The 26644-nt window shown below is 54.6% G+C and carries 24 protein-coding genes and 1 riboswitch; of the genes, 20 read left to right on the plus strand and 4 right to left on the minus strand.

All coding sequences use genetic code 11. The features are described 5' to 3' along the window. Positions 1–96: 96 nt before the first annotated feature. The 6 genes from NST26_RS09650 to pyk all read left to right on the plus strand — a co-directional run bounded on the left by NST26_RS09650 (position 97) and on the right by pyk (position 9569). Positions 97–3825: a DNA polymerase III subunit alpha gene (locus NST26_RS09650; RefSeq protein ID WP_340979069.1), complete on the plus strand. Its 3729-nt coding sequence runs from the start codon at positions 97–99 to the stop codon at positions 3823–3825. A gap of 1127 nt (positions 3826–4952) precedes the next feature. Continuing rightward, entirely contained in the window at positions 4953–5453 is a 501-nt protein-coding gene (locus NST26_RS09655) for a phosphatidylglycerophosphatase A family protein (protein ID WP_209872538.1), read from the plus strand. A 147-nt stretch (positions 5454–5600) separates the two neighbouring features. After that, complete coding sequence (locus NST26_RS09660; RefSeq protein ID WP_036725605.1) at positions 5601–5789, plus strand: hypothetical protein; 189 nt, start codon at positions 5601–5603, stop codon at positions 5787–5789. Between the two features lie 84 nt (positions 5790–5873). Then, positions 5874–6767, plus strand: a complete 894-nt coding sequence (accD, locus tag NST26_RS09665; RefSeq protein WP_076082930.1) for an acetyl-CoA carboxylase, carboxyltransferase subunit beta — start codon at positions 5874–5876, stop codon at positions 6765–6767. A gap of 1 nt (position 6768) precedes the next feature. After that, positions 6769–7770 carry an acetyl-CoA carboxylase carboxyltransferase subunit alpha gene (locus NST26_RS09670; protein ID WP_076082927.1) on the plus strand — a complete coding sequence of 334 codons (1002 nt, stop codon included), beginning with the start codon at positions 6769–6771 and terminating at the stop codon, positions 7768–7770. A 374-nt stretch (positions 7771–8144) separates the two neighbouring features. Beyond that, on the plus strand, positions 8145–9569 hold the full coding sequence (pyk, locus tag NST26_RS09675; protein ID WP_036725599.1) for a pyruvate kinase: 1425 nt from the start codon (positions 8145–8147) through the stop codon (positions 9567–9569). A gap of 141 nt (positions 9570–9710) precedes the next feature. On the opposite strand, the gene NST26_RS09680 is transcribed toward pyk, so the two are convergent. Then, a complete protein-coding gene (locus tag NST26_RS09680; RefSeq protein WP_340979070.1) occupies positions 9711–10454 on the minus strand; it encodes a G1 family glutamic endopeptidase in 744 nt (247 codons plus the stop codon). A 102-nt stretch (positions 10455–10556) separates the two neighbouring features. Here NST26_RS09680 and NST26_RS09685 point away from each other — a divergent pair, with 102 nt between their 5' ends. The 3 genes from NST26_RS09685 to NST26_RS09695 are packed head-to-tail and all read left to right on the plus strand — an operon-like array spanning position 10557 to position 12694. Then, positions 10557–11738: an MFS transporter gene (locus tag NST26_RS09685; protein WP_340979071.1), complete on the plus strand. Its 1182-nt coding sequence runs from the start codon at positions 10557–10559 to the stop codon at positions 11736–11738. Between the two features lie 48 nt (positions 11739–11786). After that, on the plus strand, positions 11787–12266 hold the full coding sequence (locus NST26_RS09690; protein WP_339255124.1) for an acyl-CoA thioesterase: 480 nt from the start codon (positions 11787–11789) through the stop codon (positions 12264–12266). Between the two features lie 29 nt (positions 12267–12295). Next, positions 12296–12694, plus strand: a complete 399-nt coding sequence (locus NST26_RS09695) for an FxsA family protein (protein WP_036695825.1) — start codon at positions 12296–12298, stop codon at positions 12692–12694. A 114-nt stretch (positions 12695–12808) separates the two neighbouring features. Here NST26_RS09695 and ytvI read toward each other — a convergent pair whose 3' ends face one another. After that, complete coding sequence (gene ytvI, locus NST26_RS09700; protein ID WP_340980829.1) at positions 12809–13924, minus strand: sporulation integral membrane protein YtvI; 1116 nt, start codon at positions 13922–13924, stop codon at positions 12809–12811. Between the two features lie 391 nt (positions 13925–14315). On the opposite strand from ytvI, the gene citZ reads away from it, so the two are divergent. From citZ to NST26_RS09725, 5 genes are all read left to right on the plus strand, one after another. Beyond that, complete coding sequence (gene citZ, locus NST26_RS09705) at positions 14316–15428, plus strand: citrate synthase (RefSeq protein ID WP_036725592.1); 1113 nt, start codon at positions 14316–14318, stop codon at positions 15426–15428. A 102-nt stretch (positions 15429–15530) separates the two neighbouring features. Next, positions 15531–16826 (plus strand): NADP-dependent isocitrate dehydrogenase, encoded by a 1296-nt coding sequence (gene icd / locus NST26_RS09710; protein ID WP_036725590.1) that lies wholly within the window; start codon positions 15531–15533, stop codon positions 16824–16826. Between the two features lie 100 nt (positions 16827–16926). Then, on the plus strand, positions 16927–17868 hold the full coding sequence (gene mdh / locus NST26_RS09715; protein ID WP_036725589.1) for a malate dehydrogenase: 942 nt from the start codon (positions 16927–16929) through the stop codon (positions 17866–17868). A 49-nt stretch (positions 17869–17917) separates the two neighbouring features. Next, positions 17918–18343, plus strand: a complete 426-nt coding sequence (locus NST26_RS09720; protein ID WP_076082918.1) for a hypothetical protein — start codon at positions 17918–17920, stop codon at positions 18341–18343. Between the two features lie 176 nt (positions 18344–18519). After that, entirely contained in the window at positions 18520–19770 is a 1251-nt protein-coding gene (locus NST26_RS09725; protein ID WP_340979072.1) for an S-layer homology domain-containing protein, read from the plus strand. Between the two features lie 172 nt (positions 19771–19942). Here NST26_RS09725 and NST26_RS09730 read toward each other — a convergent pair whose 3' ends face one another. Next, positions 19943–20470 (minus strand): GNAT family N-acetyltransferase, encoded by a 528-nt coding sequence (locus NST26_RS09730; RefSeq protein WP_340954522.1) that lies wholly within the window; start codon positions 20468–20470, stop codon positions 19943–19945. A 16-nt stretch (positions 20471–20486) separates the two neighbouring features. Continuing rightward, positions 20487–21650 (minus strand): amidohydrolase family protein, encoded by a 1164-nt coding sequence (locus NST26_RS09735; protein ID WP_340954520.1) that lies wholly within the window; start codon positions 21648–21650, stop codon positions 20487–20489. Between the two features lie 289 nt (positions 21651–21939). Between NST26_RS09735 and NST26_RS09740 the strand changes: the two genes are divergently transcribed. From NST26_RS09740 to thiH, 6 genes are all read left to right on the plus strand, one after another. Further along, positions 21940–22812: an SDR family oxidoreductase gene (locus NST26_RS09740; protein WP_209872520.1), complete on the plus strand. Its 873-nt coding sequence runs from the start codon at positions 21940–21942 to the stop codon at positions 22810–22812. A gap of 158 nt (positions 22813–22970) precedes the next feature. After that, positions 22971–23507, plus strand: a complete 537-nt coding sequence (locus NST26_RS09745; protein ID WP_340954518.1) for a hypothetical protein — start codon at positions 22971–22973, stop codon at positions 23505–23507. A 55-nt stretch (positions 23508–23562) separates the two neighbouring features. After that, positions 23563–23665: riboswitch (TPP riboswitch) on the plus strand. A 129-nt stretch (positions 23666–23794) separates the two neighbouring features. Continuing rightward, a complete protein-coding gene (locus NST26_RS09750; RefSeq protein WP_340954515.1) occupies positions 23795–24466 on the plus strand; it encodes a thiamine phosphate synthase in 672 nt (223 codons plus the stop codon). After that, positions 24463–24666 (plus strand): sulfur carrier protein ThiS, encoded by a 204-nt coding sequence (gene thiS / locus NST26_RS09755; protein ID WP_036725578.1) that lies wholly within the window; start codon positions 24463–24465, stop codon positions 24664–24666. The genes NST26_RS09750 and thiS overlap by 4 nt, the downstream gene beginning before the upstream one ends. A 30-nt stretch (positions 24667–24696) precedes the next feature. Then, a complete protein-coding gene (locus NST26_RS09760; protein ID WP_209872516.1) occupies positions 24697–25461 on the plus strand; it encodes a thiazole synthase in 765 nt (254 codons plus the stop codon). Positions 25462–25489: 28 nt separating this feature from the next. Next, positions 25490–26611, plus strand: coding sequence for a 2-iminoacetate synthase ThiH (thiH, locus tag NST26_RS09765; protein WP_340954513.1), 1122 nt, complete (start codon positions 25490–25492; stop codon positions 26609–26611). The last annotated feature ends 33 nt before the right edge of the window (positions 26612–26644 follow it).

Below are 26644 nucleotides of genomic sequence, written 5' to 3' on the forward strand. Positions count from 1 at the left end.
TATGCTCTTAATCCATTCTATGGGCGGCTCCCCCTCTAATATGATAAAATAGTTTCATCTTATGTTTTGATTTGGAGCTGAAGGGAAGTGGGGAATATGAGCCCATTCGTGCATTTGCATGTGCACAGCGAATACAGTTTACTGGACGGGGCGGCGCGCATTACAGATCTCGTGCGCCGGGCCGGCGAATACGGCATGACATCGCTGGCGCTGACGGATCATGGTGTGATGTACGGGGCCATCCCTTTTTATAAAGCCTGCCGGGCGCAGGGAATCAAGCCGATTATCGGCTGTGAGGCTTATCTGACCGCAGGCTCGCGCCGTGAGCGGGGGAGCCGTAAGGATCAGCCGATCTATCATCTGATTCTGCTGGCGAAGAATATGACCGGCTACCAGAATTTGATGAAGCTGATCTCCATCGGCCATCTGGAGGGCCAGCATTACAAGCCGCGCATTGATATGGAGGCGCTGGCAGCACATTCCGAAGGCATTATCTGCCTCAGTGCCTGCCTGGGCGGTGAAGTACCGCAGCATCTGCTGCACGGCCGGGAGGATGAGGCGCGTAAGGCGGCGCTGCGGTATAAGGAGATTTTTGGAAGCGACTTCTATCTGGAGCTGCAGGATCACGGGATTGCCGAGCAGAAGCGGGTGAATCCGCAGCTGATAGCACTTGCTGAAGAGCTCGACATTCCGCTGGTAGTGACCAATGATGTCCACTATATGGACAAGGAGGATGCCGAGGTCCAGGATGTGCTGATCTGCATCGGCACGGGCAAATCCGTAGACGATGAGGACCGGCTGAAGATCGGAACGGACCAGCTGTTCTTCAAAAGCGGGGAGCAGATGGCTGCGCTGTTTCCGCATGTGCCGCAGGCGATAGAGAACACGCAGCGGATCGCTGAAGCGTGCAATCTGGAGCTGACGTTCGGCAATCATATTCTTCCAGAATTCTCGCCTCTGCCGGAAGGGCTGGATGCCGCTGCTTATCTGCGCGAGCTGTGCCGCAGCGGACTTGCGCAGCGCTACGCGGATACTCCGCTCTGGGAGTCGCCGGAGCAGAAGGAGACGGCCGAGAAGCGGCTCGACTATGAGCTGGGAGTCATTGAGAGCATGGGGTTCAGCGATTACTTCCTGATCGTGTGGGATTTTATCGCTTTTTGTCACCGCAGCGGTATTGTTACAGGTCCGGGCCGCGGTTCCTCCGCAGGAAGTCTCACCGCATACACGCTGAAGATTACCGATGTGGACCCGCTGAAATATAATCTGCTGTTCGAGCGCTTCTTGAATCCTGAGCGGATCACGATGCCCGATATTGATATCGACTTCAGCGACGAACGCCGCGATGAGGTTATTGCCTATGTGGTGGACAAGTACGGTAAGGAGCATGTGGCGCAGATCATCACCTTCGGTACGATGGCGGCCAGGGCTGCTGTCCGTGATGTGGGCCGGGCGCTGAATCTGCCATATAACGAGGTGGACAAGGCGGCGAAGCTGATTCCGGGCCAGCTCGGCATCAGCATCACCCGGGCGCTGGAGAGTACACCTGAGCTGAAGGCGCTGTATGAGACGAATCCGAAGACCAGAGCGCTGCTGGATACGGCGATGAAGGTGGAGGGCATGCCGCGCCATGCTTCGACGCATGCGGCTGGCGTGGTCATCTCCAAGGGGCCGCTAACCGATGCTGTTCCGCTCCAGGCAGGCAATGAGAGCACGGCGCTCACCCAGTACTCCATGGAGCATCTGGAGAGCGTTGGGCTGCTCAAGATGGACTTCCTCGGGCTGCGGACCTTATCGATTATTGAACGCTGCATGAAATGGGTGAAGGAGATGACCGGGAGCGTGCCGGATTTCCGCATTATTCCGGATCATGATCCGCTAACCTATGAGATGCTTGGAGCAGGCGAGACTACCGGCGTATTCCAGCTGGAATCGGCAGGCGTACGGCGGGTGCTGAAGGACCTGAAGCCGAGCGGGTTCGAGGATATTGTCTCGGTGGTAGCGCTATACCGTCCGGGTCCGATGGAATTCATCCCGAAATTCATCGGGGGCAAGCACGGGGAGTTCGAGGTTGTCTATCCGCATGCGGATTTGCAGCCGATTCTGGCCGATACGTACGGCATTATCGTCTACCAGGAGCAGATCATGCAGATTGCCTCCCTGATGGCCGGCTTCTCGCTTGGCGAAGCAGATCTGCTGCGCCGTGCAGTATCCAAGAAGAAGCGGGAGACACTCGATCAGGAGCGCAGCCACTTCGTGGAGGGCAGTCTGAAGCAGGGCTACAGCGAAGCGGATGCCCATGCGGTCTATGATATGATCGTGCGGTTCGCCAACTACGGCTTCCCGCGCGCCCATGCGGCTGCTTACGGGGTGCTGGCCTTCCAGACCGCTTATCTTAAGGCGCATTATCCGGTGCAGTTCATGGCCGCGATGCTGACTGCTGTGATGGGGAGCCACCGCAAGGTGGCGGAATATGTCCTGGAATGCCGCCGGTCCGGGATTGGCGTACTGCCGCCGGATGTCAACGAGAGCGGGGTGCTGTTCACTCCGGTGCCCGGCGAAGGCCGCGGGCATATCCGCTTCGGGCTGGCTGCGGTGAAGAATGTCGGCACGCAGGCTGTAGAGAACATCATGGTAGTCCGCAAGGAGCGGCCGTTCGACAGCCTGCTCGATTTCTGCCGCCGGGTCGATCTGCGGGTCTGCAACAAGCGCGTGATCGAATCGCTGCTGCAGACCGGGGCGTTCGATGCGCTGCCCGGACACCGGGCGCAGCTGCTCGCGATGCTGGATGAGACAGTGGACGCGGCGGCCAAATGGCGCAAGGAGCGCGATGAGCTGCAGATCCAGCTGTTCGATGACCTGATCGAGACGCCGAACTGGGAGATCCGCTACCCGGATATTCCGAGGTTCAGCGGAACCCAGCAGCTGGAGCTGGAGCGTGAGCTGCTCGGGCTCTATCTCTCCGGCCATCCGCTGGATGATCATGCGGGGCTGCTGGAGGAGCCGGGGGTGCAGAAGCTGATGGATCTTGGCGAAGCAGCGGATGAGAGTATGACCGTGACGGCCGGTATGGTCGTGTCGCTGAAGGAGATCACGACCAAAGCCGGTAAGGCGATGGCTTTTGTGGAGTGGGAAGACCAGATCGAGCGCTGCGAGGTTGTACTCTTCCCTGAGGTGTGGAAACGCAGCCGCGCCCTGATTGAGAAGGGCGCACTGCTGGCCCTGCGCGCCAAGGTGCAGCAGGAGGACGAGGGCTTCAAGCTGCTGGCCGAGGAGGTAGCTCCGCTCACCTCGGACAGCGTGCGCGGCCTGCTGCAGCGCCGCAGCGCCGGGTCCCGGCCCGCCTACGGCGCGGGCCGCAGTGCCCCTGCAGGAGCGCCTGCGGCCGCTCCTGCAGCCCGCACGGGCGCCGGTGGCCCCGGCGCCCGGCCCGTCGGTGCAGCTGGCGCCGCCGCTGCACCGGGCACGCGCACACCGGCGGCACAGCCGCCCGGTGCGCGCGCTTCTGCGGCCGCTGCGCAGGCCACGCCTAAGGTCCCGGCCGCGTCAGACGCGCAGCCGGACGGCTCTGCCCCGCTGCGCACGGGGCAGGAGCCAGGCGCCCAGCGTGTCTTCATCAAGATCACGCCGGGCGCTGAGCTGAAGGGTCTGCTGCCGCGCCTCCAAGCGCTGCTGCAGACCCATCCGGGACCCGCAGCGACGCTGCTGTTCTATGAGCGCAACCAGAAGGTGCTTGCGCTGAGCGACAGCTACCGGATCGAGCCCTCGGAGGGGCTGTTCGCAGCCATTGAGGAGATGCTGGGTGCCGGAACCGTCCGCCTCAGATAGGAGCAGCCAAGCTATCCTTGTGTAGCGTCAGAATTAAATTTATGGATTGAATCAGTACAACGATACCACCTACAATTGTGTTCGGTTTTTCGATTACATTTGGCTTACGTAGCGCTCCCAGTCCGATTGTGTTCGGTTTTTCGATTACATTTGGCCTACGTAGCGCTCCCAGTCCAATTGTGTTCGGTTTTTCGATTACATTTGGCTTACGTAGCGCTCCCAGTCCGATTGTGTTCGGTTTTTCGGTTACATTCGGCCTACGCGGCGTACCCAGTCCAATTGTGTTCGGTTTTTCGATTACATTTGGCCTGCGCGGCGCTCCCAGTCCAATTGTGTTCGGTTTTTCGATTACATTTGTCCTACGTGGCGCTCCCAGTCCAATTGTGTTCGGTTTTTCGATTACATTTGGCTTACGTAGCGCTCCCAGTCCAATTGTGTTCGGTTTTTCGATTACATTTGGCTTACGTAGCGCTCCCAGTCCAATTGTATTTGGTTTTTCGGTTACATTTGGCCTACGCTAGTCACCCGGTCCAATTGTGTTCGGTTTTATGTTGAAATTTGTTAATTATATACAAACAGACGATGTTCTGGTTTTTAGCCACGCTGCTCATTTTCATGCTGGAGTTGTGCCTTGAAAGACATGATTGTTTTCGCATACATTTGTCCCAAACACTTTACTTTTTTAGTGGTTCAGGCCTCATCATGCAGACCCGCTTTTTTAATCTGATGCGCTACTAGGAGCATGTTCAAAGCGAACATTCACATAGGTGTATTATGTGCAATTAAAAACCGTAAAAAGGACGGCTTTCCTCTCCTAACTGTAGTCTGTACAACTAAATCTGCCCGAATAGGTGAGAACCCGCATATAGAGGCAGTTTTGTTGTATCGATTACAGCTAAATGGATAGCCGGCAGTAAATCAGACGATTTAGTTGTACAGAATGCACTTGAGCATACGCGCTGCACCATAACCCGGCCATAGATACACTGATCTTTTTAGCACATTTGTCCCCTCTTCCGCATACATTAGGGAACCAATAGAGTGAACTTATGAATCTGTCAGGCTTCACTCTCAAGTTCAGCTAAATCATAGCGGGGCATTGTCCCGTGCGGAAGGGGAATGACATCATGTCCTATCAAATGGCGGAGGATCTGCTGGGGCGCCGGGGAGTATCACTGGATTCGATCGCAGAGATCGTCTATATCCTGCAATCAGTCTATTATCCCAGCTTAACGCAGGAGGAGTGCCTGAGCAGCGTCAAGTCGGTCTTGAACAAAAGAGAGGTCCAGTATACGCTCATGACGGGGATTGCGCTGGATGAGCTGGCCGAGAAGAAGCTGCTGCCCCAGCCGTTTCAGGCGGTAATGGAAGCGGATGAGTCGCTCTATGGGGCGGACGAGACTCTGGCGCTGGGCATCACGAGCGTGTATGGAATGATCGGTCTGACCAGCTTCGGCTACCTCGATAAAATAAAGCTTGGAATTATCGGCAAATTGAATGATGATAAGGGGAGCATTCATGTATTTCTGGATGATCTTGTGGCCGGAATTGCGGCTGCAGCTTCAGCCCGGATCGCCCACGGGCATGAGGGTGCGAAGGTCTATCCCCATGTGACCGGGACCGAATAACGGCTGCTCCTGATGCGCTGCGACCGGCCTCCCGGGCCTAAGTCCTTCCTGCCGGGCTTGCTTGCGGGAAAAAAGAAAACTGTGTTATCATAATTTCATTATATTCAGGATACGGCTGGATTCGAGATTAGGGAGGCCTTGCAGGGCATGTGGACGGTAATCTATATAGCGCCGACCGCCAAAGTGGCGGAGATGATTGAGAGGAAGCTTACGGAAGAAGGATTTCTGATTAAATGCCGTCCCATCAATATGTCCAAGCAGCAGTTTGAGATTCTGGTTCCTTCGGGAGAGCTTGAAGAAGTGCAGGAGGTCCTCAATCTGATCCTGCATCCCTGAAGAGTATGGCGTAGAGATTCAAGAACATTCATGACAGCGGCAAGCTGCTATTTACGCAAATAAACGGCTGAAGAGGTGCGACCCTTGTTCAAAGATTTATTTCAGAAAAAACGGAAGTACGCGACTATTCCTTCAGAGCGTCTGGAGCGAAGCGGCGGACCGGCAGAAGGCGAGCGCCCTAAGCGGGAGATTCCCGAAGGTCTAATGAGCAAGTGTGCCAAATGCGGAACAATCCAGTACAGCAAGGAACTGGAGAAGAATTTGAAAGTATGCCCGTCCTGCGGCTATCATATGCGCCTGAATGCGACCGAACGGATTGCGATGATACTTGATCCGGAAGGGTTCATTGAGTTCGACAGCGAGATGGCGTCCATCGATCCGCTGAAGTTTCCCGGCTATGCCTCGAAGCTGGAGCAGCAACAGTCCAAAACCGGACAAGTTGAAGCTGTAATCACCGGCCAGGGCAGCATCGGCGGACATCCGGTTATTGTAGCCGTGATGAACTTTGAGTTCTTCACCGGCAGCATGGGGTCCGTGGTTGGCGAGAAAATTACAAGAGCGGTGGAAGAAGCGACAGAGCGGGGACTGCCGATGCTGATCTTCTCCACCTCCGGCGGAGCCAGGATGCAGGAGAGCATTCTCAGTCTTATGCAGATGGCGAAGACAAGTGCCGCGCTGGCCCGGTTCAGTGAAGCGGGCGGCCTGTATATCTCCGTCATTACTGATCCGACCACCGGCGGGGTATCGGCGAGCTTTGCCAGCCTGGGCGATATTATTATTGCCGAGCCCGGAGCGGTCTTCGGCTTTGCCGGACGGATTGTCATCGAGCAGACGATCCGCCAGAAGCTGCCGGAGGATTTCCAGACGGCCGAATTCAATCTGCAGCACGGACAGCTGGATCTGGTCGTGCACCGTAAGGAAATGCGCTCCACACTCACGAAGCTGCTGGAGCTGCATGATGTGAAAGGGGGATTTTAGGTTGGCAGGAGAGATGCCTTTTGAAATGCCTCTGGTAGAAATGCGCAAAAAAATCGCCGAGCTCAAGCAGTTCGGCGAAGAGAAGGGCATTGATTTCAGCGATGAGGTAGCCCGGCTTGAGGAGCGCTACAGCGAGCTGGAGAATGAGATCTATTCCAATATATCCCCGGCCCAGAAGATGCATCTGGCCCGGCATCACGTACGCCCGACCTCGCTGGATCTGATCGGGCTTATCTTCACGGACTTTATCGAGCTGCATGGTGACCGCCTGTACGGTGACGATCTTGCTGTAGTCGGCGGAATCGCCAAGCTGAACGGCCGGCCTGTAACTGTCATCGGTCAACAGCGCGGCAAGGATACGAAGGAGAATATTCTGCGCTTCTTCGGCAGCGCCCATCCGGAAGGCTTCCGCAAGTCACTGCGACTGATGAAGCAGGCGGAGAAGTTCGGCCGTCCGATCATCACCTTTGTGGACACCAAGGGGGCTTACCCGGGCAATACCGCAGAGGAACGCGGACAATCGGAAGCGATTGCCCGCAATTTGTTCGAGATGTCCCAGCTGGCCGTGCCGGTCATCTGCGTGATTATCGGCGAGGGCGGCAGCGGCGGAGCCTTAGCGATGGCTGTCGGCAACCGTGTGCTGATGCTGGAGAATGCGATCTATTCGGCGATCTCCCCTAACGGTGCAGCGTCGATTCTGTGGAAGGATGCCACCAAGGCGGAGCAGGCCGCAGAGGCCATGAAGATTACGGCCACCGATCTGCTGGAGATGGAAGTGATCGAGGAGATTATTCCGGAGCCCAGAGGCGGTGCACACAGGGATTACGAAGCTGCGGCGGAGGCGGTTAAGGACACAGTCTGGCGTCACCTGCAGGAGCTGTCCGGTATGGATGCGGCGGCGCTGAAGGAAGACCGTTACCTGAAATTCCGCAAAATCGGCGAGTTTTCCGAGGCGGTGCTGGAGCAGGATGCCGATCAGGATGAAGCGCAAATTGTAGAGTAAGCAGGAGCTTCTCTCCGGGGAATTAGCGGCAATGCCGGTACCGCCGGTTTGCACTTTTTAACACATTCCAGCTTATTCCAGGCCGCGGACGGGACAAGACCAGTTATACATTTATTCCCATTCTAATCATCCTGCGCTTCTTGCGGGATGGTTTTTCTTTTATCGGCCATCCTATATTATTCGACTTTAATTTACAGCAAAAACAGGCACTAACATTGATTTTGTGTTCAACATGCAGTAATATTCATAAGGGCGCAATAAAACGTGCATGTCTTTACATGTGATAAAGTTCCTATACAAAGAGCAAGCCTTATAGTAGATTTTGTAGTTGGAAAAGATGAGACAGAGAGAACGAAAAAACGGAGGAAAACCTAATGCGGAAAAGTAAAATTGTATGTACGATCGGACCTGCAAGTGAATCGTTGGAGAATATCAAAAAATTGATTTTGGCTGGTATGAATGTGGCCCGTCTGAACTTCTCCCACGGCGATTTTGATGAGCACGGAGCCCGGATCAACACGATCCGTCAAGCATCCAAGGAACTTGGCAAGACTGTTGCCATCCTGCTCGACACCAAAGGACCGGAGATTCGTACAGGCAAGCTGGAAGTAGAACCGATTGAACTGGTTCAGGATGAGTATCTGACATTGACTACGGAAGAGATCCTTGGCGACCACAACCGTATCTCCATCACTTACAACAACCTGCCTAACGATGTTCAAGTAGGATCGACGATCCTGATCGACGACGGCCTGATCGGCCTTACAGTTGTCGACATTCAAGGCACCGAAATCAAGACCCGTATTGTTAACGGCGGTACGATCAAGAGCAAGAAGGGTGTTAACGTACCAGGAGTATCCATCTCCCTGCCGGGTATTACGGAAAAAGATACCAATGATATCATTTTTGGGATCGGACAGGACATTGATTTTATTGCCGCTTCTTTCGTACGCAAAGCCAGCGACGTTCTGGAAATCCGTGAACTGCTTGCGAAGCATGATGCTTCCCACATCCAGATCATCTCCAAGATCGAGAACCAGGAAGGTGTCGATAACCTGGATGAAATCCTGGCAGTATCCGACGGCCTGATGGTTGCCCGTGGCGACCTTGGTGTAGAAATCCCTGCTGAAGATGTACCTTTGGCACAGAAGCTGATGATTCAAAAATGTAATATCGCCGGCAAACCGGTAATCACAGCTACCCAAATGCTGGATTCCATGCAGCGCAACCCGCGCCCAACCCGCGCTGAAGCAAGTGACGTAGCGAACGCAATTTTCGACGGAACTGATGCAATCATGCTGTCCGGTGAGACTGCTGCCGGGAAATATCCGGTTGAATCCGTACTGACTATGTCCCGTATTGCTGAGAAAGCAGAGTCTGCTCTGAACCACCGTGAGATCTTCATGAAGCAGCAGATTGCTCAAGAAACTACTGTAACTGAAGCGATCAGCCAATCCGTAGCGATCTCCGCTCTGGATCTGAATGCTAAAGCGATCATTTCTTCAACGGTAACTGGCCACACTGCACGCGTGGTTTCCAAATATCGTCCTAAATCACAGATCATTGCTGTTACCACCCAGGAAAGAACCATGCGTCAGCTGGCGCTGGTATGGGGCGTAACTCCTGTATTCGGTCCTGAAGCTCATTCTACTGACGAATTGCTGGAAACAGCTCTTAACGGCGGTAAAGCTTCCGGTCTGGTTAAAGCTGGCGATCTTGTAGTCATCACTGCAGGTATCCCGCTTGGACGTTCCGGTTCCACTAACCTGGTGAAGGTAGATACGATTCCAGCCGACTAGGATTTGGAAGAGCTTCTGCAGCACGAATAAGATATAATGATAAGAGCAGTGGCGCTTGATTGCCGCTGCTCTTTTTTGATATCGATCATGCAAATGGATATATTGGACCTGAGTGTCTGGAGCAGACGGCATGTCAGCCTGTTAGGGAGTCGTATAAATAGGGTTCCTGGAATACACAGCAGGAGGACTTTTATGATAGATTCGTCTGACCGAAAAGGCGCTTCCGCAAGAGCGCGGAGGAGTAGGCACGGCCAGCAGCTTCTTATTCTGGATCATAATGCCGCCGTCTGAGACCTTTAGTCTGGGGCTGCGGCCATTGACTTGGCAACAGGTGAAGCAGACTGTGGATAACTTGGACAGCGGAGCGATATCGAACCCCACCTGCGGCGCTTCGACAATCCATTCGGCCGAGCTTTGCGGTCCGTTGTAGCGCTGTACGGTACGGAAGACCCAGCATTTGCTGAGATTGCGCAGGGTGATGCACCATTTGCCGGGACTCAGCTTGACGATGGAAGCACGCATATGGTTGCCGGGAGAGACGGGAAGAGGAATGACGGTTTCGGAGGCGGGGAGAATCTCCCACCAGGCATAATACCGGACTTTTCCGTTCACCGACTCATGGCCGGTGCCCGTCTGAATCAAGCTGCTGTTCTTGAAGCCGTCGATGCCGATCCAGGCCGAGGAGAACGTAGGTTTTACCGTAGGCTTTACATAAGGGACGATCCAGTCGGCGGATATCTGCCGGTAGCTGCCTTTTTTGCCGGAAATGGCATAACCGCTCCAGTTGCTTGATGTCCAGCCGAAGCCTGAACTGGCGGCTCTGCCCGTATTAAGTTTATCCTTCAGACAGGGTTTGCTTCGTGTTAATCTATTGACTTGGCCCACTTGTCCACCGCCTCATAATAGGTTGTGCTCTATTTAATGCAGCAGGCGGCTATGAAGGTTGGGTATTCTGTTAAAAAGAATGAGAGAGGACTTGTAATCCCCATGGAAAAAATAACAAAGCTGCGCGGGTTCTATCTATTTTTGGGACTGGCCGGAGGCTCCTTCGGCTCCTACCTCTCGCTGCTGCTGAAATCGAACGGACTTGAAGTCAGCCAGATCGGCGTGCTGATGGCTATAGGTACGCTGATCGCCATCTGTGTCCAGCCCTTATGGGGAATGGTCTCCGACCGGTATAACCAGGCACGGCTGGTGCTGATTCTGAGCGTGGCGGTTCCGGCGGTGCTTGCGGTCCTGTACCGTTCGGAATATTTTATCGTGCTGATGCTGGTGTATACCGTGTCCACGATCTTCTCCTCTACACAGGCGCCTATAGCCGACTCATACGCCATAGCGGCAGCGAACAAGGCTGGGGCCACTTACGGCAGCATCCGCATGATGATGAGCATAGGCGCCGCCGTAGGGGCCATTGCGGGGGGGCAGTATGTATCCAAGTTCTCTGTATCGACCATCTGGCTGCCGTTTCTGCTGCTGAATAGCGTCGCTGTAGTGATTGCCTTCACTCTTCCCAAGCAGGCGGAGGAGAATCATATGATGAGCCAGTCCTTCTCCCAGGGGATCAAAAAGCTGCTCGGCAACCGCATATTCCTGGCCTTCCTGGGCGGGAGCTTTCTGGTCAACCAGACCATGACGGCCTTCGGGACCTATTTCGTGATTGCCTTCCAGTCGGTCGGCGGTTCGACCGGCACTGCCGGAATCGCCCTGTTCCTGGCATCGATTACCAATGTGCCTTCAATGTTCTTCGCCTCCAAAGTGATCCGCAGACTGGGGATGGAGCGGACGCTGCTGCTCGGCGCAACGATCTATGTGCTGCGCTGGGGCATCCAGGTGGCCTTCCCGTACCCTTCCGTCATGATCGGCGTACAGGTGCTCCACGGCCTCTCCTTCGGGTTCTTTTATATCGCGGCGGTTGAATATGTATCGAAGATTACCTCGGCGGAGATGCAGGCGACTGGTCAAAGTGTGTTTAACATCGTATTCTCCGGGTTAGCCGGCATTCTGGGCAATTTGCTGAACGGGATGCTGCTGAATCAGGGCGGGGTCGGGCTGATGAATCTCTCCTGTATGCTTAGTGCGGCTGCGGGCGCGGCCCTTCTGTTCTATGTCGCCCGAAGCTCTCGCCGCAAGCTGCCGCTGAAGTCTGCATCCGGCGGTGTCGGCGCGTAGCGGACTGCTGGCTGCCGGGTAGATTGTATTTTAGAAAGGAGCATGAATATGAATCCTCATCAACCGGGATGGGCCAGCCGCTGGCATAGTACCTCCATCCGTGTACGTTATCAGGAGACCGACCAGATGGGCGTCGTCTATCATGCCAACTATTTGATCTGGTTTGAGTGCGGCCGGACGGAGATGTTCCGTGAGCTGGGCTTCGACTACAAGAGGCTGGAGGGACTCGGTCTGCTGCTGCCGGTAACCTCTGCAGATTTGCAATTTAAAAGCCCCGCGCGATATGATGATCTTATTACCGTGTATGCGCGGTTAACGACCTTCTCGGCTCTGAGGGTTGTGTATGAATATGAAATCCGCCGGATGGCGGCGGGTCAGGAAGGGCAGGAGCGGACCGCAGGCGAGCTTCTGGTCAGCGGCTCGACGAGCCATGTCTGGCTGAACGGGGAATGGAGGCCGGTGCGGATCGACAGGGCACAGCCCGAGCTGTTCCATGCCATCCTGGCTGCGCTGAAGGAAGAAGAATAGCGTTAACGTAAAGAAGAAGGAGGAGCAGTATGATCAGGAACAAATGGCTGTGGGCCGCCCTATTTGCAGTCCCTGCCGTGGAATTATTCGGTTTCATCTATGTCTCAAGCTTTCTTGGAGCGCCCAAGACGCTGCTGATCATGCTGGCTACTTCAGTCATCGGATTGCTAATGATGCGGTTCGAGGGCAAGAAAGTGCTGCAGGACAGCAGAACACATATGCAGGAGGGCCGGGTGCCCGGACGGACCATGCTGGACGGCTTATGTATTTTCTTCGGCGGTCTGCTGCTGATTCTGCCGGGGTTTGTCACGGATCTGATCGGCTTTACTCTGGTATTTCCGCTGACCCGGCCGCTTTACCGGGTTTTTCTGCTGAAATGGATCGAGAAGAAGATGAAGAACGGCACGTTCACCTTCTACCGCAGGTAAGCGGGTAATAAGGAAGTAATCAGGCTTGCCAAAAGGTGTTCAGTTGCAGGTGCTGCGGCTGGATGCCTTTTTGGTGTCAGGGAGTGGTGTGGAGCAAAGTTGTTTCGGACGCCCCTAATGCAGCCTGCCGCTGAGGATATAAGTGCGCAGGGCGCGAAATACGCCGGCGCGGGCGAATGCGTCGAGAATAACGAGCAGCACCGGGCCGAGAATCAGGCCGAGCATGCCCATCAGCTGAAGGCCGGCGAACATGCCGATCAGCATGGCGAGCGGATCGACGCCGATGCTGCTGGCGAGTACCTTGGGCTCCAGGACCTGGCGGGTGATCAGGATGATGCCGTAGAGCACCAGCAGCCCGATGGCCAGCGCCATGTTCCCGGTCATGTATGAATACAAGGCCCAGGGCAGAATGACGATACCGACACCCAGATAAGGAATCAGATCGACGATGCCGATGGTCAGGCCGATGGCGAAGGCTGATTTGACCCCCAGCAGCAGCAGGCCAATGATCACAATTACCGCCGTTACGGAGATCAGCACCAGCTGGGCGCGGATGTAGCCGAACAGCGCTTTGCGCAGATCCTTCCAGATCTCCGACACCGGTCTTAGCAGCGGGGCTGGGAGCCACGCAGTCAGCTTGGCATTATGCCGTTCCCAGCCGGTGCTGAGGAAAAAGGCGGCCAATACGATGACAATCAGAATGGTGCCAAGGCTCGGCAGCGAGGAGATCAGCTTCAGGATGATATTGAAGAATCCGGTGATCATCTGCGTCACGGCTTGGCCGACCGTTTCAGTGGTCCGGTTGATATTGCTGTCAATGGTGGCATGATAACCCGGGTTGTCGTGGTAAAACTGGTTGATTTGGTTAATAATATTCTGAATGCTGGCATTACGGCTCAGGGACAGCAGCAGTTCCCGCCACTGATCGGTATGAAGATCGAAGGTCTGGAGCAGCCCGATCAGCTCTTTGACCAGCCTTGTGATGAGTGCGGTCAGGACAAGAGCAATGCCTCCGATGTAGAACAGCAGCGAGAGGGATACGGCGAGCCAGCTGGGGAGCTTCATCCCCTTCAGGATCAGGACCAGCGGATGCATTAGATAAGCCAGCAGCCAGGCGATCAGCAAGGGGTACAGGAGAGGCAGCAGTACATATACAGCCAGCAGAATCAGGGCGGCGGCAAGCACGACCCAGAGGCCGCGCAGCAATCTTTTAAGCACAAGTGTATCGATCTTAGGTCCCTCCTACTCTGGCGGATTCCAGAAACAACGGCTCGTCTTATATATATTCATAGGGGGTGTGAAAAGACTAGCAACGCTAGAAAAGGTCAGACAGCGGGCATATCCATAACCTGGAAGCGCGTTCATGAAACAGGTTTTGCCTTCGTTTTTTTCTATCCCTCCGATAAAATCATTTGATGTCCTGTAAAGCTTCCACGTTGTTCACATAACCGTCAAAATCCGGTATGATAATTAAAGGTTAAAGAGCAGAAATTTAGTTGCAATCTTCTGAGCCGGTCCTGAAGCTTTTTTTCTGAGAGAGTTGAAATACTTGGAAATGTAAATGTTTACATGAGATTTGAAGCGGCACTATACACTCTTGTTGGCAAAGGAGAGAGATACTATGACAGCTACTAAAGGACTTGAAGGCATTGTTGCAACGACCTCCTCAATCAGCTCTATCGTAGATGGAGTGCTCACTTACCGCGGCTATGATATTGACGATCTTGCGGACCATGCCACATTTGAGGAGACCGCTTATTTGCTGTGGTTCGGCAGTCTGCCGACAGTGCCGGAGCTTGAAGCTCTGCGGCGCGACCTCAGCGCTCACGCTCCGATCCCGGAGCAGGTGCTCACTCAAATGAAGCTGTATCCCAAGGAAGCCAACACCATGGCCGCTTTGCGCTCTGCCGTATCGAGTCTGGCGCTGTACGATGAAGCCGCCGATGATATGAGCAAGGAAGCGAACCAGACCAAGGCGCTGAAGCTGCAGGCGCAGATTCCGACCGTAGTTGCCGCATTGGCACGCATCCGCAAAGGCCTGGAGCCGGTAGCTCCCAAGGAAGGCTTGACCATCGCCGAGAACTTCCTCTACATGCTGTGGGGAAAAGAGCCGGATGCGGTATCCGTCAAGGCGCTGGATACGGCGCTTGTGCTGCATGCCGACCATGAGCTGAATGCTTCGACTTTTGCCGGACGGGTAACGGTAGCGACCTTGTCCGACATCTATTCCGGTGTGACCTCAGCAATCGGGGCGCTTAAGGGGCCGCTGCATGGCGGGGCGAATGAAGCTGTGATGAAGATGCTTGAGGAGATCGGCAGCCTGGATGCGGTAGAGCCGTATATCCAGGGCAAGCTGGAGCGCCGCGAGAAGATTATGGGCTTCGGACACCGTGTCTACAAGAACGGCGACCCGCGCGCCAAGCACCTGATGAAGATGTCCAGCGAGCTGGGCACGATGAAGAATGACACCAGTCTCTATGACATGTCGGTCAAGGTGGAAGAGCTGATTACCAGCCAAAAGGGGCTGAAACCAAACGTCGACTTCTATTCGGCATCGGTCTACACACAGCTGGGGATTGAACGGGAGCTGTTCACCCCTATCTTCGCGATCAGCCGTACTTCGGGCTGGACGGCGCACATTCTGGAGCAGTACGAAGACAACCGTATCATCCGTCCGCGTGCGGAATATACAGGCATGTCCGACATGAAGTACGTCCCTGTAGACGAGCGATAACAGGCCGTCAGGGAGGGCGGCCCTTGCGGGCTGCTCTACCCCTTTAGTACAATGAATGATATGAATGCTTATACATCATACTTTTAGGAGGAATATCTACCAATGTTGAAACTGGAACAATACGATCTGCCCACAGAAGGCGAACAAATTACAATCGAAGACGGCAAGCTGCTGGTTCCGGATCAGCCGATCATTCCATTCATCGAGGGTGACGGGACAGGCCGTGACATTTGGAAAGCCTCCAAGCGGGTGCTGGATGCAGCTGTAGAGAAAGCCTACGGCGGCAAGAAGAAAATTGCGTGGTACGAAGTGTTTGCCGGCGAGAAGGCCTTCAATACATATGGTGAATGGCTGCCGAACGACACGCTGGAAGCGATCCGTGAGTATATTGTGGCCATCAAGGGCCCGCTGACCACTCCAATTGGAGGAGGTATCCGCTCCCTGAACGTAGCGCTGCGCCAGGAGCTTGACCTGTACGTATGTCTGCGCCCGGTGCGCTACTTCGACGGCGTTCCTTCTCCGGTGAAGCATCCTGAGCTGGTGGATATGGTTATTTTCCGTGAGAATACAGAGGATATCTATGCTGGTATCGAATATCAGGAAGGCTCTGCCGAAGTGAAAAAAGTGATCGAATTCCTGCAGAAGGAAATGGGCGTGAACAAAATCCGCTTCCCGGAAACATCCGGTATCGGTATCAAGCCTGTATCCGAGGAAGGCTCGAAACGCCTTGTTCGTTCAGCAGTAGAGTATGCGATCAAGCACGGACGCAAGAGCGTAACCCTGGTACACAAAGGCAACATCATGAAGTTCACTGAAGGCGCCTTTAAGAACTGGGGCTATGAAGTGGCTGAACAAGAGTTCGGCGATAAGGTCTTCACCTGGAACCAGTACGATGTCATCAAGGAACGCGACGGTGAAGCGGCTGCGAATGCTGCCCAGAAGGAAGCCGAAGCAGCAGGCAAGATCATCGTGAAGGATGCCATTGCGGACATTGCGCTTCAGCAGGTATTGACACGCCCGACAGACTTCGATGTCATTGCAACGCTGAACCTGAACGGTGACTATCTCTCCGACGCACTGGCTGCCCAAATTGGCGGCATCGGTATCGCTCCGGGAGCGAATATTAACTATATTACGGGACATGCTATTTTCGAAGCTACACATGGTACGGCACCTAAGTATGCTGACAAGGATGTAGTGAATCCGGGCTCTGTTATTCTCTCCGGCGTTATGCTGCTTGAGCATCTGGGCTGGCAGGAAGCGGCTGACCTGATCTACCAGGGAATGAGTACGGCGATTAACAACAAGACGGTTACTTACGACTTTGCCCGCCAGATGGAAGGCGCGACTGAGCTGAAATGCTCTGCTTTTGCTGACGAGATCATCAACCATCTGTAAGAGGCCGGGCCGGTAAATACTACAGATATAAGCTGCACATCCGTGTAGCTTATATCTATGTAGGCCGCCTTCAGACTATCATCAGGTTAGGAGGGCTACCGTGGCGATCAAACGTTCAAAAATCACTGTCGTAGGTGCCGGATTCACCGGCGCGACCACGGCGCTTATGCTTGCCCAGAAGGAGCTTGGCAATGTAGTGCTGCTTGACATTCCTCAGCTTGAGAATCCTACCAAGGGCAAGGTGCTGGATATGCTCCAAGCGGGACCCGTGCAGAACTTCGATGCTCAAATTACCGGAACTTCGAGCTATGAGGACGCAGCGGATTCTGACATCGTTATTATTACCGCAGGGATTGCCCGGGGGCCCGGCATGAGCCGTGAGGATCTGGTCAATACCAATGCTAATATCGTCAGATCGGTCTGCGGGAATGTGAAGCGCGTGGCCCCAGAGTCCATTGTGATCATACTGACCAATCCGGTGGATGCGATGACATACGTGGCCTATCATGCGCTCGGCTTCCCCAAGAACCGTGTCATCGGGCAATCCGGGGTGCTGGATACGGCCCGCTACTGCACCTTCATCGCTCAGGAGCTTAATGTATCGGTAGAGGATGTACGCGGCTTCGTGCTGGGCGGCCATGGCGACGATATGGTGCCGTTAGTGCGCTATTCCAGCGTAGGCGGTATTCCCATCGAGACGCTTATCCCGGCAGATCGCATTGCAGAGATTGTGCAGCGTACCCGTGTGGGCGGCGGTGAAATTGTCAGCCTGCTTGGGAACGGCAGCGCGTACTATGCTCCGGCAGCATCCCTGGTTCAGATGGCGGAGGCTATTCTCAAGGACAAGAAACGGATCATACCGGTAATCGCTCTGCTTGAGGGTGAATACGGCTATGAGAACCTGTTCATGGGAGTTCCTGCGCTTTTGGGAGCGGAGGGCATTGAGCGGATTTTTGAACTGGAGCTTACGGCGGAGGAACAGGCGGCACTCGACCAGTCCGCTGATTCGGTCCGCGCGGTGACTTCCTCTGTAACCATGTAACCCCGGCAGTCTGCCGAAGGCCTCACATTCAAAATTGGAGGAGATTACAATGGGTCATATTTTCTTTTTTCTGCATATGATCGGGACACTGGCACTCGGTTTCTATCTGGTGCTGCCGTTTATCTTAAGCGGGACGGCTAAGCTGTCCTCCCCGGCGAAGGAAGGCACGCTCAGTGCAATCGGCGGATTCAACCGCTTTGCCCAATACGGGCTGGTGATTCAGCTGCTGACCGGCGGCTACATGATGACTAAGGGCGAGTATTCTGTACCTTGGATGATCATTGTTACGGTGCTTCTGCTGGCTATGTTCGCGTTCGGCGGGATTATGACCAAGCCTCTGCGCCTTGCTGCGGCTGGCATGAGAGAGAACCGCGATGTCTCTGCGGAGACTGCCAAGATCCGTACCATGAGCCTGCTGCTGATGGTCTCGCTGGTCGTCATGATCTTTTTCATGGTATACAACACAATTATCTAAATAACCTGCTGCCGGATGGGTAGTGTGATAACAGCTCTGGAAGTCTCGGCCTCCAGGGCTGTTTCGCATGTCTGGATCACATAGTTGGATATTGTTCCCAACGGCTGTGTATTCCGCTACACTGTGATTAGGTGCTTGGTTCATTTGGCATCACATACTTAGGAGTGAGCGCAGTAATGATAGGAAGAAAATTAGTAACGGTCGGGCTGAGTCTGAGCTTGCTGCTGGGTTCAGCCGGGCATATGTCTGCGGCAGCCGATTATGAAGGACACTGGGCGCAGAAGCAGATGAGCCGCTGGCTGGAAAAGGGATGGCTGAAGGGATTCGCGGACGGGTCAGTCCGGCCGGATCAGGCGATCACTAGAGCGGAATTTATCGCGTTAATCAACCAGTTGGCCGGGCTGACGGCTGAGAGCAAGGTGAAGGCCGATTTCAGCGATCTGCCTAAGACGAGCTGGGCATACGAAGAAATCTCGAAAGCGCTGGAAGTGGGCATCATCAAGGGTTACGGAGGCACGATTCGTCCGGGCGATCCCGTTATGCGCCAGGAGGCGGCGATTATGGTGAGCAGAATGATGTATTTTGAGACGGGAAGCACGGAGGTATTATCCATGTTCAGCGATAAGGATCAGATTGCAGGCTGGAGTGAAGCCGATGTCGCTGCACTGATCAATGACGGAGGAATGAAGGGGTACCCGGACGGGCGGTTTGCTCCAGAACAGGCGATGACCCGGGCCGAAGCGATTGCACTGCTGGATTATTACAATGTCACAAGCGGCGGCTTGCAGAGTGTAACTATCGGCCGTTCTGAGGGGCTCGGAAGTTTTGAACCGGGAGCCATCAAATACTATAACAATGTCACTGTATCCGGCCATGATGTGCTGCTGCAGAATCTGAAGATTTTTGGAGACCTGGTCCTGGAAGAAGGTATTGGCAACGGAGAGGTAACCTTGGATAGTGTTGAAGTGCTAGGAAAGGTCATCATACAGGGAAGCGGAGATCCCTCAGTGCAGCTCAAGAACACAACCATGAACCAAGTGATTGTGCAGAAGAATAGTGGAACTGCCCGCCTGGTCACCGAAGGTACAGCCTGGGTGAAGGCATTGTCGGTACAGTCCGGTGTAAATCTGGAAGAGGGGGAGGGTACCGGAGACGGGTTCACAGATATTGATCTGCCATCCGGCCTTGCAGCCGGGATCGTAGTGACGCTTAACGGCAATTTCGGAGATGTGAATATTGAAGCCAAAGGACCCGTCCTCCACCTGCAAAAAGGCTCCATACGCACGCTTAAGACCGCTGCCACTGCAACAGGGGTTAAGATAGAGCTGGATGAAGGGACAACAGTGACGCAGGCGATTCTGAATATGTCAACAAAGGTTAGGGGTGCGGGTAAGGTTCAGGATGCAATTGTGAAGGAAGATGAATAGAGTTCTGGAAATAAGGCCGCTATCCCAAGGAGTGAGGTCTTGTCATGAGGGGCGATGTACTGCTATGAAGAGACATCGACCCGATGTATGCGAAAACAAACATGTCTTTCAAGGCACAGCTCCAGCATGAAAATGAACAACGTGCCTAAAAACAGAATACAGCATCCTTCCTCTATATCCCGGTAATCGCCCGGTACTCCCGGTCCAGTATCGCATAAAAGTACTGGTTGACCCACTGGTGGTTCCAGTGTATTTCTTCCCGGAATACGCCCTCGCGGACCATGCCTAGCCTATCCAGCACCTTGATGGATGCGGTATTGTATTCATTGCACATAGCCACGACTCTGTGGGCCTTCCATTCTTCAAAAGCAAGCTTCAAGGCCAGCTGCGCCGCTTCGGTGCAGTAGCCTTGCCCCCGGTATTCAGGGAAAAGGCTGTAGCCCAGCTCCCAGCTCTCGCGCTCTTTTACATACCAGTGTATGCTCAGTTCCCCTACAGGGGTTGCTTCGGGAGTAGCTAGCCGGATCAGGAATTGTCTATGCCAGTCGCTAGCGATTCGTTCCGTCACCGTCTTCCGGACTGCCTCCTTGTCAGTTGGAATCATATCCTCGAAGGGCCAGAGGGCGGTATTGGTCTCCAGTTCTGTGATGAAATCGATATCGTCCGGGGTGACCGGAGATAGTGTGATTCTTGCATTCATTTTGCAAAACCTCCTGTTAGTATGATTTCGATACGATCTTGCCGTCTTTCATTACCCAGCTGACCTGCCGCAGGTTGTTAATATCCGCCAGCGGATCTCCCCCGACGACCAACAGATCGGCCCTCTTGCCTGTCTCAATGGTACCGAGCTCATGTTCCAGCTTACAGATCTTGGCACCGGTTGAAGTGGCAGCCACAATAATCTGCATCGGGGAGAGGCCGGCCTGGCCTAACAGCTGGATCTCCCTCCACGGCATACCGGCTCTGTACCACGGAGGAGTTTCTTCAATAAAATCATCCCCCAGCCCAATCTCCCCGCCTGCCTGAATAAATCTCCGGACATTATCCAGCCCTTGCTCCAGCAGCGGCGCACCGAATTTGTCCTGGAACATCTGGAGTACGGTGAGGGTGGGGACGATACGGATGCTCCCGCTCACCATTTGCCGGATCAGTTGATCGTCCAGCCGGTCGTAGACCATATGCGCAGCATCGCTGATCCCTGCATCCACCAGAATCTGAAGATTGCGTGCACTTGTAACATGAGCAGACACACAAGCACCCATACTCCTGGCCTCCTGGCAGATCGCTTCGAGAATCTCCTGATTCAGCTGCGGCAGTCCGGCGGTTGCGGGATCGTAGCCGTCTTCCAGCGCTGTTTTGATGAAATGTATTCCTTGTCCCAAGACTTCAAGGACCTTAAGCCGCGCCTCCTCTGCACTCCCTACTCCGATAGGCTCCTGACCACCGTACCCGCCTGGAGCGGTGAATACCTTGCCGGATGTAAGAATTCTGGGAGAATTAGCGTCCTCCAACTGCTGCGTATATGTGACCACATCATCAATCGATGCTGCCGTAGTCATCCCCTCATCCCGGATCGTAGTAATTCCTTCCGCAAGGCACGCGGCCAAATATTCCGTATGATATCCGTGCAGCGGCTCATTCTGTATGTACTTGAAGCTGGTATGGGCATGGGTGTGAATAAACCCCGGCAAAAGGAACAGACCCTCAAGGTCGATCACTGTTGTTGCGGAGTCATGCCCGATTCTCCCGTTAATGTCACTATACTGTGTTATGGTGCCGAAACGGCCATTAACAATCTCAATGCTTGCATGATGCAGCGGCTGCTGTCCGGTTCCATCGATTACAGTTCCGTTCGTCAGCAAGATGCGCTCATTTCCCATGATAGAAGCGTCCCCTCAGTTAAGGTAGTTGTCGTTCCCCACAAAGTATAGGACATTCCCCCTAGCGGATATAGATAATATTCTTTTTGGAAACGTTCGTTGCTTACCGTACTACCGTTCCGATATAGGCACCGTTGAATGAAGATTGGCTGTTTGGGCGGCTGCCAAGTGTGGTAAGTAACATAACGTACAGTCAAGCAGGCACACTGCCTGTGCATAAACACCAGACCTTAAGCCATGCTAACATGATTAATCAACAATACTGTGGACAGCGAAAGGAGAATGGATTATGCCAGACACTAACAAACAACCTGTCAAAACTCTGCCCCCGCAGGTACAGGATCAGCGCCCGGGAATTGAGAGTGAGATGAACCCGCTCCCGGAGTTTGAGACACCTGCGTACAAGGCAGCAGGCAAGCTGCTGGGCAAGGCCGCGCTCATTACCGGAGGCGACAGCGGGATCGGGCGTGCGGTTGCCGTGCATTTTGCCAAGGAGGGCGCGGATGTGGTGATCTCCTACTTGAACGAGCATGAGGATGCGGAAGAGACCAAGCGCCAGGTGGAGCAGGAGGGCAGAACGTGTATTCTGATCGCCGGGGATATCGGGGACGAATGCTTCTGTCAGAGCTTGATTCGCCAAACCGTTGAAGGACTCGGCAAGCTTGACATCCTGATTAACAATGCGGCGGAGCAGCATCCGCAGGACCATATTGAGGACATTACAGCGGAGCAGCTGGAGCGTACGTTCCGGACGAATATTTTCTCCATGTTCTACCTGACGAAGGCAGCTATGCCTCATCTTAAAAAAGGCGCTACGATCATTAACACGACCTCCATCACGGCGTATCGCGGCAGCCCGCAGCTGCTGGACTATTCGTCCACCAAAGGAGCCATTCTCAGCTTCACCCGTTCGCTGTCAATGAATCTGGCCGATAAGGGCATCCGCGTGAACGCGGTAGCGCCCGGACCGATCTGGACCCCGCTGATTCCGTCCACCTTTGACGCGAAGAAGGTCAGTGAGTTCGGCGGCACCCAGCCGATGAAGCGCCCGGGGCAGCCTGAAGAGCTGGCACCGGCGTATGTATACCTGGCCTCGGACGATTCCTCCTATGTGAGCGGACAGGTGATGCATGTGAACGGCGGCGAGGTTGTCAACGGATAATGGGTGCAGAATAAGATCTGGATGCAGATTTGTGTGCAACATATAAATTTTATTTTAAAAAAGCCTAACCGCTTGCCGGCAGGCTTTTTTTCTGCGCTTGTAACTATTACAATATATTTCCGTCTATTTAGATAATTTGATATGAAAAGGGGATAGGGATGCTTAGAAAAAAAGGATTCATTCTATCTGCAGCGGGGATTTTAATTTTTCTGGTAGTGTTCATTTATTGGACTCCTTTTGCAGGGAGAGTTGTGGAAAACACAAGATTGGAAGGATATGCAAAAAGCATTGGGATTAGAATTACACAGGAATCGCCGCCGCTACCCCTTGTTACTTCCGGGAAAACCCAAATTCCGGTTACCCAAGGCAGCTATTGCTGGGGAAAATTAGGATGTGCAGATTATACAGGAGGACAATCCTTGGTACAGGGGGTTACTCCCACTGTTATAGCCCCTGAGGGGGGGATCGATGTTGCTTTTACTTATAAACCGGCACCCGGCGGGTTAACCGTTCAGCAATTTGTCGATGATAAAGAAGTGCAAATTCCATTGAAGAACGGCTCTTTTAATGCTCCAAAAGAACAAGGCGTTTATTACTACGGCATATCAGCATTCTGGACATCCGAGGATGGTAAATTTTCAGAAGGGAGTTCATCCGTGGCTTTTGTAATTGAAGTAAAATCTACGAAAGAATAGCTCTAACAGGAATTATATGCTAATATACAAAAAGCAAGGCCAAACAACCGCATAGAACGATCACTAGGGGAGCCGCAAGGCTGAGACGGGCGTATCTGCTCGGACCCTTTGAACCTGATCTGGGTTATACCAGCGTAGGGAAGTGGAGAACGAATATTGCAGCGGGGGTATACGGCTAATACCGGTATTCCTGTTTCTATTCCAGACTGCTTCCTTTACGGGGGCGGTCTTTTTTGTGTTGTGGAGAGGTGTAGTGTGAGCTGGGACAGACGGGAGGGGGAAAGGCGTTGCACGAAATTCATGTCATCTCAGACGGTCGGCTCCACCCTGAGAAGCTTGCGGAGCTGGCTGCGGCGGTACATCCCATGGTGGATTATATCCATCTCCGGGAAAAAGCCATGTCCGCCCGCGAACTGCTGGCGGCGGCGCAGCAGATGCTTCAGGCCGGGGTTCCGCCTTCGAAGCTGGTCATTAATGACCGGATCGATATTGCCTTGGCCGCTGGGGCAGGCGGTGTACAGTTGGCCTGGCATAGCCTTCCGCCAGCCGCAGCACGCGGGCTTGCACCGGGCCTGCGGATCGGCAGGTCGGTACACTCGCGGGAAGAGGCGGCGGAGGCTGGAAGGCGGGGAGCAGACTTCTGCCTCTACGGGCATGTTTTCCCGACGGCCTGTAAGCCCGGACAGCAGGCACGGGGACTTGCGCAACTGGCCGAGGCTGTCCGCTGGAGCCGCATCCCGCTGATTGCGCTTGGAGGGATTACCCCGGGTAATGCCGGAGCGGTGCTGGCCCAAGGGGCGGCTGGCATTGCTGTCATGTCGGGGATCTGCGGAGCCCCGGACCCGGTGGCAGCGGCCATGGCGTACAGGGAAGCGGTCCACAGGGACAGGGCAGCGGAGCTGGCTGAAGCGCTGGATATGGCTCAAACACAGGGCACAGCAGGAGGTGAACAGGCATGAATGTGACCGTTAACGGAAAGAGGCAAAGAATCGAAGAGAGCTGCCGGACACTGGAGGATCTGCTCTCCCGGCCCGAGTGGGCCGGTAAGCTGGTGATTGTCGAGCTGAATGGTGAGCTTGCTGGCAGAGAGGTTTACGGAGAAACACTGCTCAGTGAGGGGGACCGGGTGGAGCTGGTTCATTTTGTAGGCGGAGGCTGAACACGAAGACTTATCCCAGGAGGCGTTAACATGCAAGATCCATTGATGATTGGCGGAGTGACTCTAACCAGCAGACTGTTCATTGGTACCGGAAAATACAGCCGCAACACCCTCATTCCCGAGGTGATTACGCGATCAGGCTCACAGGTCATTACCGTTGCTCTGCGCCGGGTGGACCCGGAGAGCAGTGACAATATTGTCAGCCATATTCCTTCCCATATGACCTTACTGCCTAATACCTCCGGTGCGCGCACCGCAGAGGAAGCAGTACGGATTGCCCGGCTGGCGAGATCGGCGGGGCTGGGGAACTGGGTGAAGATTGAGGTCATCAACGACCAGAAATATCTGCTGCCGGATAATACCGAGACCATCCGGGCGACCGAGATCCTTGCAGCAGAGGGCTTCGTGGTGCTTCCGTATATGAGTCCTGACCTGTCCGCCGCCCTGCGGTTGAAGGCAGCGGGGGCTGCGGCCGTGATGCCGCTGGGAGCGCCGATCGGGTCCAACCGCGGACTGCAGACCAAGGAACTGATCCGGATTCTGATCTCCGAGACGAATCTGCCGGTGATCGTGGATGCCGGAATCGGCAGACCGTCCGAGGCGGCTGAGGCGATGGAGATGGGGGCCGCAGCGGTGCTGCTTAATACAGCGATTGCCACCGCCTCGGATCCGCTGCTGATGGCAGAAGCCTTCCGTGACGCGGTAGCCGCAGGGCGCAAGGCTTATCTCGCCGGACTGGGGCCTGTGGAAGAGACGGCGGCAGCCTCTTCACCGTTGACCGGGTTCTTGGCCTGACAGATGGAATAGGGAGGAGAGAACGGTTATGAGCTTTTATGAGACGATGACCCGGCTGGAGCAGCTGCCTTACGAAGCGTTATGGAGCCGGTATACGGCAGAGGATGTGAAGCGCGCGCTTCGTGCAGAGCGGGTCGATGAAGAGGGGCTGATGGCACTGCTGTCACCGGCAGCGGAGCCTTATCTGGAGGAGATGGCGCAGAAGGCGCACCGCTTAACGCGTACGCATTTCGGCCATGTGATGCAGCTGTTTACACCGATGTACCTGGCTGATTTTTGCGTGAATCACTGCACGTATTGCAGCTTCAGTTCTATTTATGATTTTCCGCGCAAAAAACTGACGCTGGAGCAGGTCGCCCGGGAAGCGGAGACCATCGCAGCCACAGGCCTGCGCCACATTCTGATTCTGACCGGAGAATCCCGCAGGGACAGTCCGGCCGGTTATGTGAGGGACTGCGTGAATGTGCTGCGCCGCTATTTTGCCTCCGTCAGCATTGAAGTGAATCCGCTCTCGACAGCAGAATATGCTGAGCTCAGAGAAGCTGGCGTGGACGGTCTGACGCTCTATCAGGAGGTCTACCATCAGGAAACTTATCGTGCGCTGCATGTAAAAGGACCCAAACGCGTCTACCGCAACCGTCTGGACGCTCCCGAACGGGGCTGTCAAGCCGGGTTCCGTTCGGTGAATATCGGAGCCCTGCTTGGCATGTACGAATGGCGCCAGGAGGCGCTGGCCACTGCGCTGCATGCGAGATATCTGCAGGACAAGTACCCGGAATGCGAAATCGGGCTGTCGACTCCCCGGTTCCGGCCTTACTTAGGCGAATTCAATCCCGCAAGCGATGTAACCGACCGTGCGCTGGTGCAGATTATTCTGGCTTACCGCCTATTTCTGCCGCGCTCCGGCATCTCGCTGTCTACACGGGAGCCTGCGGCCCTGCGCGATCATCTGGTCCAGCTCGGCATCACGAAGATGTCCGCAGGGGTATCCACCGAAGTGGGCGGACATTCCCTGGAAGGGGGAACGCCGCAGTTTGAAATCTCGGACAACCGCAGCGTGAACGAGATGGCCGAGATGCTGCGTTCGCAAGGACTCCAGCCGGTATTCAAGGACTGGGATATCCTGTCCGAGCCGCTTGGGTTGAGGTAGGCAGGCTGAATCTGGTTGAGCCTGATGTGACCA

It is taken from the genome of Paenibacillus sp. FSL R7-0128 (assembly GCF_038002245.1).
Classification (GTDB): domain Bacteria; phylum Bacillota; class Bacilli; order Paenibacillales; family Paenibacillaceae; genus Paenibacillus_AQ; species Paenibacillus_AQ silagei.

Excerpts from the sequence above, each read along its gene's own strand:
- NST26_RS09650 (WP_340979069.1), top strand. The coding sequence starts at position 97 with ATGAGCCCATTCGTGCATTTGCATGTGCACAGCGAATACAGTTTACTG.
- NST26_RS09655 (WP_209872538.1), top strand. The coding sequence starts at position 4,953 with ATGTCCTATCAAATGGCGGAGGATCTGCTGGGGCGCCGGGGAGTATCA.
- NST26_RS09660 (WP_036725605.1), top strand. The coding sequence starts at position 5,601 with ATGTGGACGGTAATCTATATAGCGCCGACCGCCAAAGTGGCGGAGATG.
- pyk (WP_036725599.1), top strand. The coding sequence starts at position 8,145 with ATGCGGAAAAGTAAAATTGTATGTACGATCGGACCTGCAAGTGAATCG.
- NST26_RS09685 (WP_340979071.1), top strand. The coding sequence starts at position 10,557 with ATGGAAAAAATAACAAAGCTGCGCGGGTTCTATCTATTTTTGGGACTG.
- NST26_RS09690 (WP_339255124.1), top strand. The coding sequence starts at position 11,787 with ATGAATCCTCATCAACCGGGATGGGCCAGCCGCTGGCATAGTACCTCC.
- NST26_RS09695 (WP_036695825.1), top strand. The coding sequence starts at position 12,296 with ATGATCAGGAACAAATGGCTGTGGGCCGCCCTATTTGCAGTCCCTGCC.
- citZ (WP_036725592.1), top strand. The coding sequence starts at position 14,316 with ATGACAGCTACTAAAGGACTTGAAGGCATTGTTGCAACGACCTCCTCA.
- icd (WP_036725590.1), top strand. The coding sequence starts at position 15,531 with ATGTTGAAACTGGAACAATACGATCTGCCCACAGAAGGCGAACAAATT.
- NST26_RS09720 (WP_076082918.1), top strand. The coding sequence starts at position 17,918 with ATGGGTCATATTTTCTTTTTTCTGCATATGATCGGGACACTGGCACTC.
- NST26_RS09725 (WP_340979072.1), top strand. The coding sequence starts at position 18,520 with ATGATAGGAAGAAAATTAGTAACGGTCGGGCTGAGTCTGAGCTTGCTG.
- NST26_RS09730 (WP_340954522.1), bottom strand. The coding sequence starts at position 20,470 with ATGAATGCAAGAATCACACTATCTCCGGTCACCCCGGACGATATCGAT.
- NST26_RS09735 (WP_340954520.1), bottom strand. The coding sequence starts at position 21,650 with ATGGGAAATGAGCGCATCTTGCTGACGAACGGAACTGTAATCGATGGA.
- NST26_RS09740 (WP_209872520.1), top strand. The coding sequence starts at position 21,940 with ATGCCAGACACTAACAAACAACCTGTCAAAACTCTGCCCCCGCAGGTA.
- NST26_RS09745 (WP_340954518.1), top strand. The coding sequence starts at position 22,971 with ATGCTTAGAAAAAAAGGATTCATTCTATCTGCAGCGGGGATTTTAATT.
- thiS (WP_036725578.1), top strand. The coding sequence starts at position 24,463 with ATGAATGTGACCGTTAACGGAAAGAGGCAAAGAATCGAAGAGAGCTGC.
- NST26_RS09760 (WP_209872516.1), top strand. The coding sequence starts at position 24,697 with ATGCAAGATCCATTGATGATTGGCGGAGTGACTCTAACCAGCAGACTG.
- thiH (WP_340954513.1), top strand. The coding sequence starts at position 25,490 with ATGAGCTTTTATGAGACGATGACCCGGCTGGAGCAGCTGCCTTACGAA.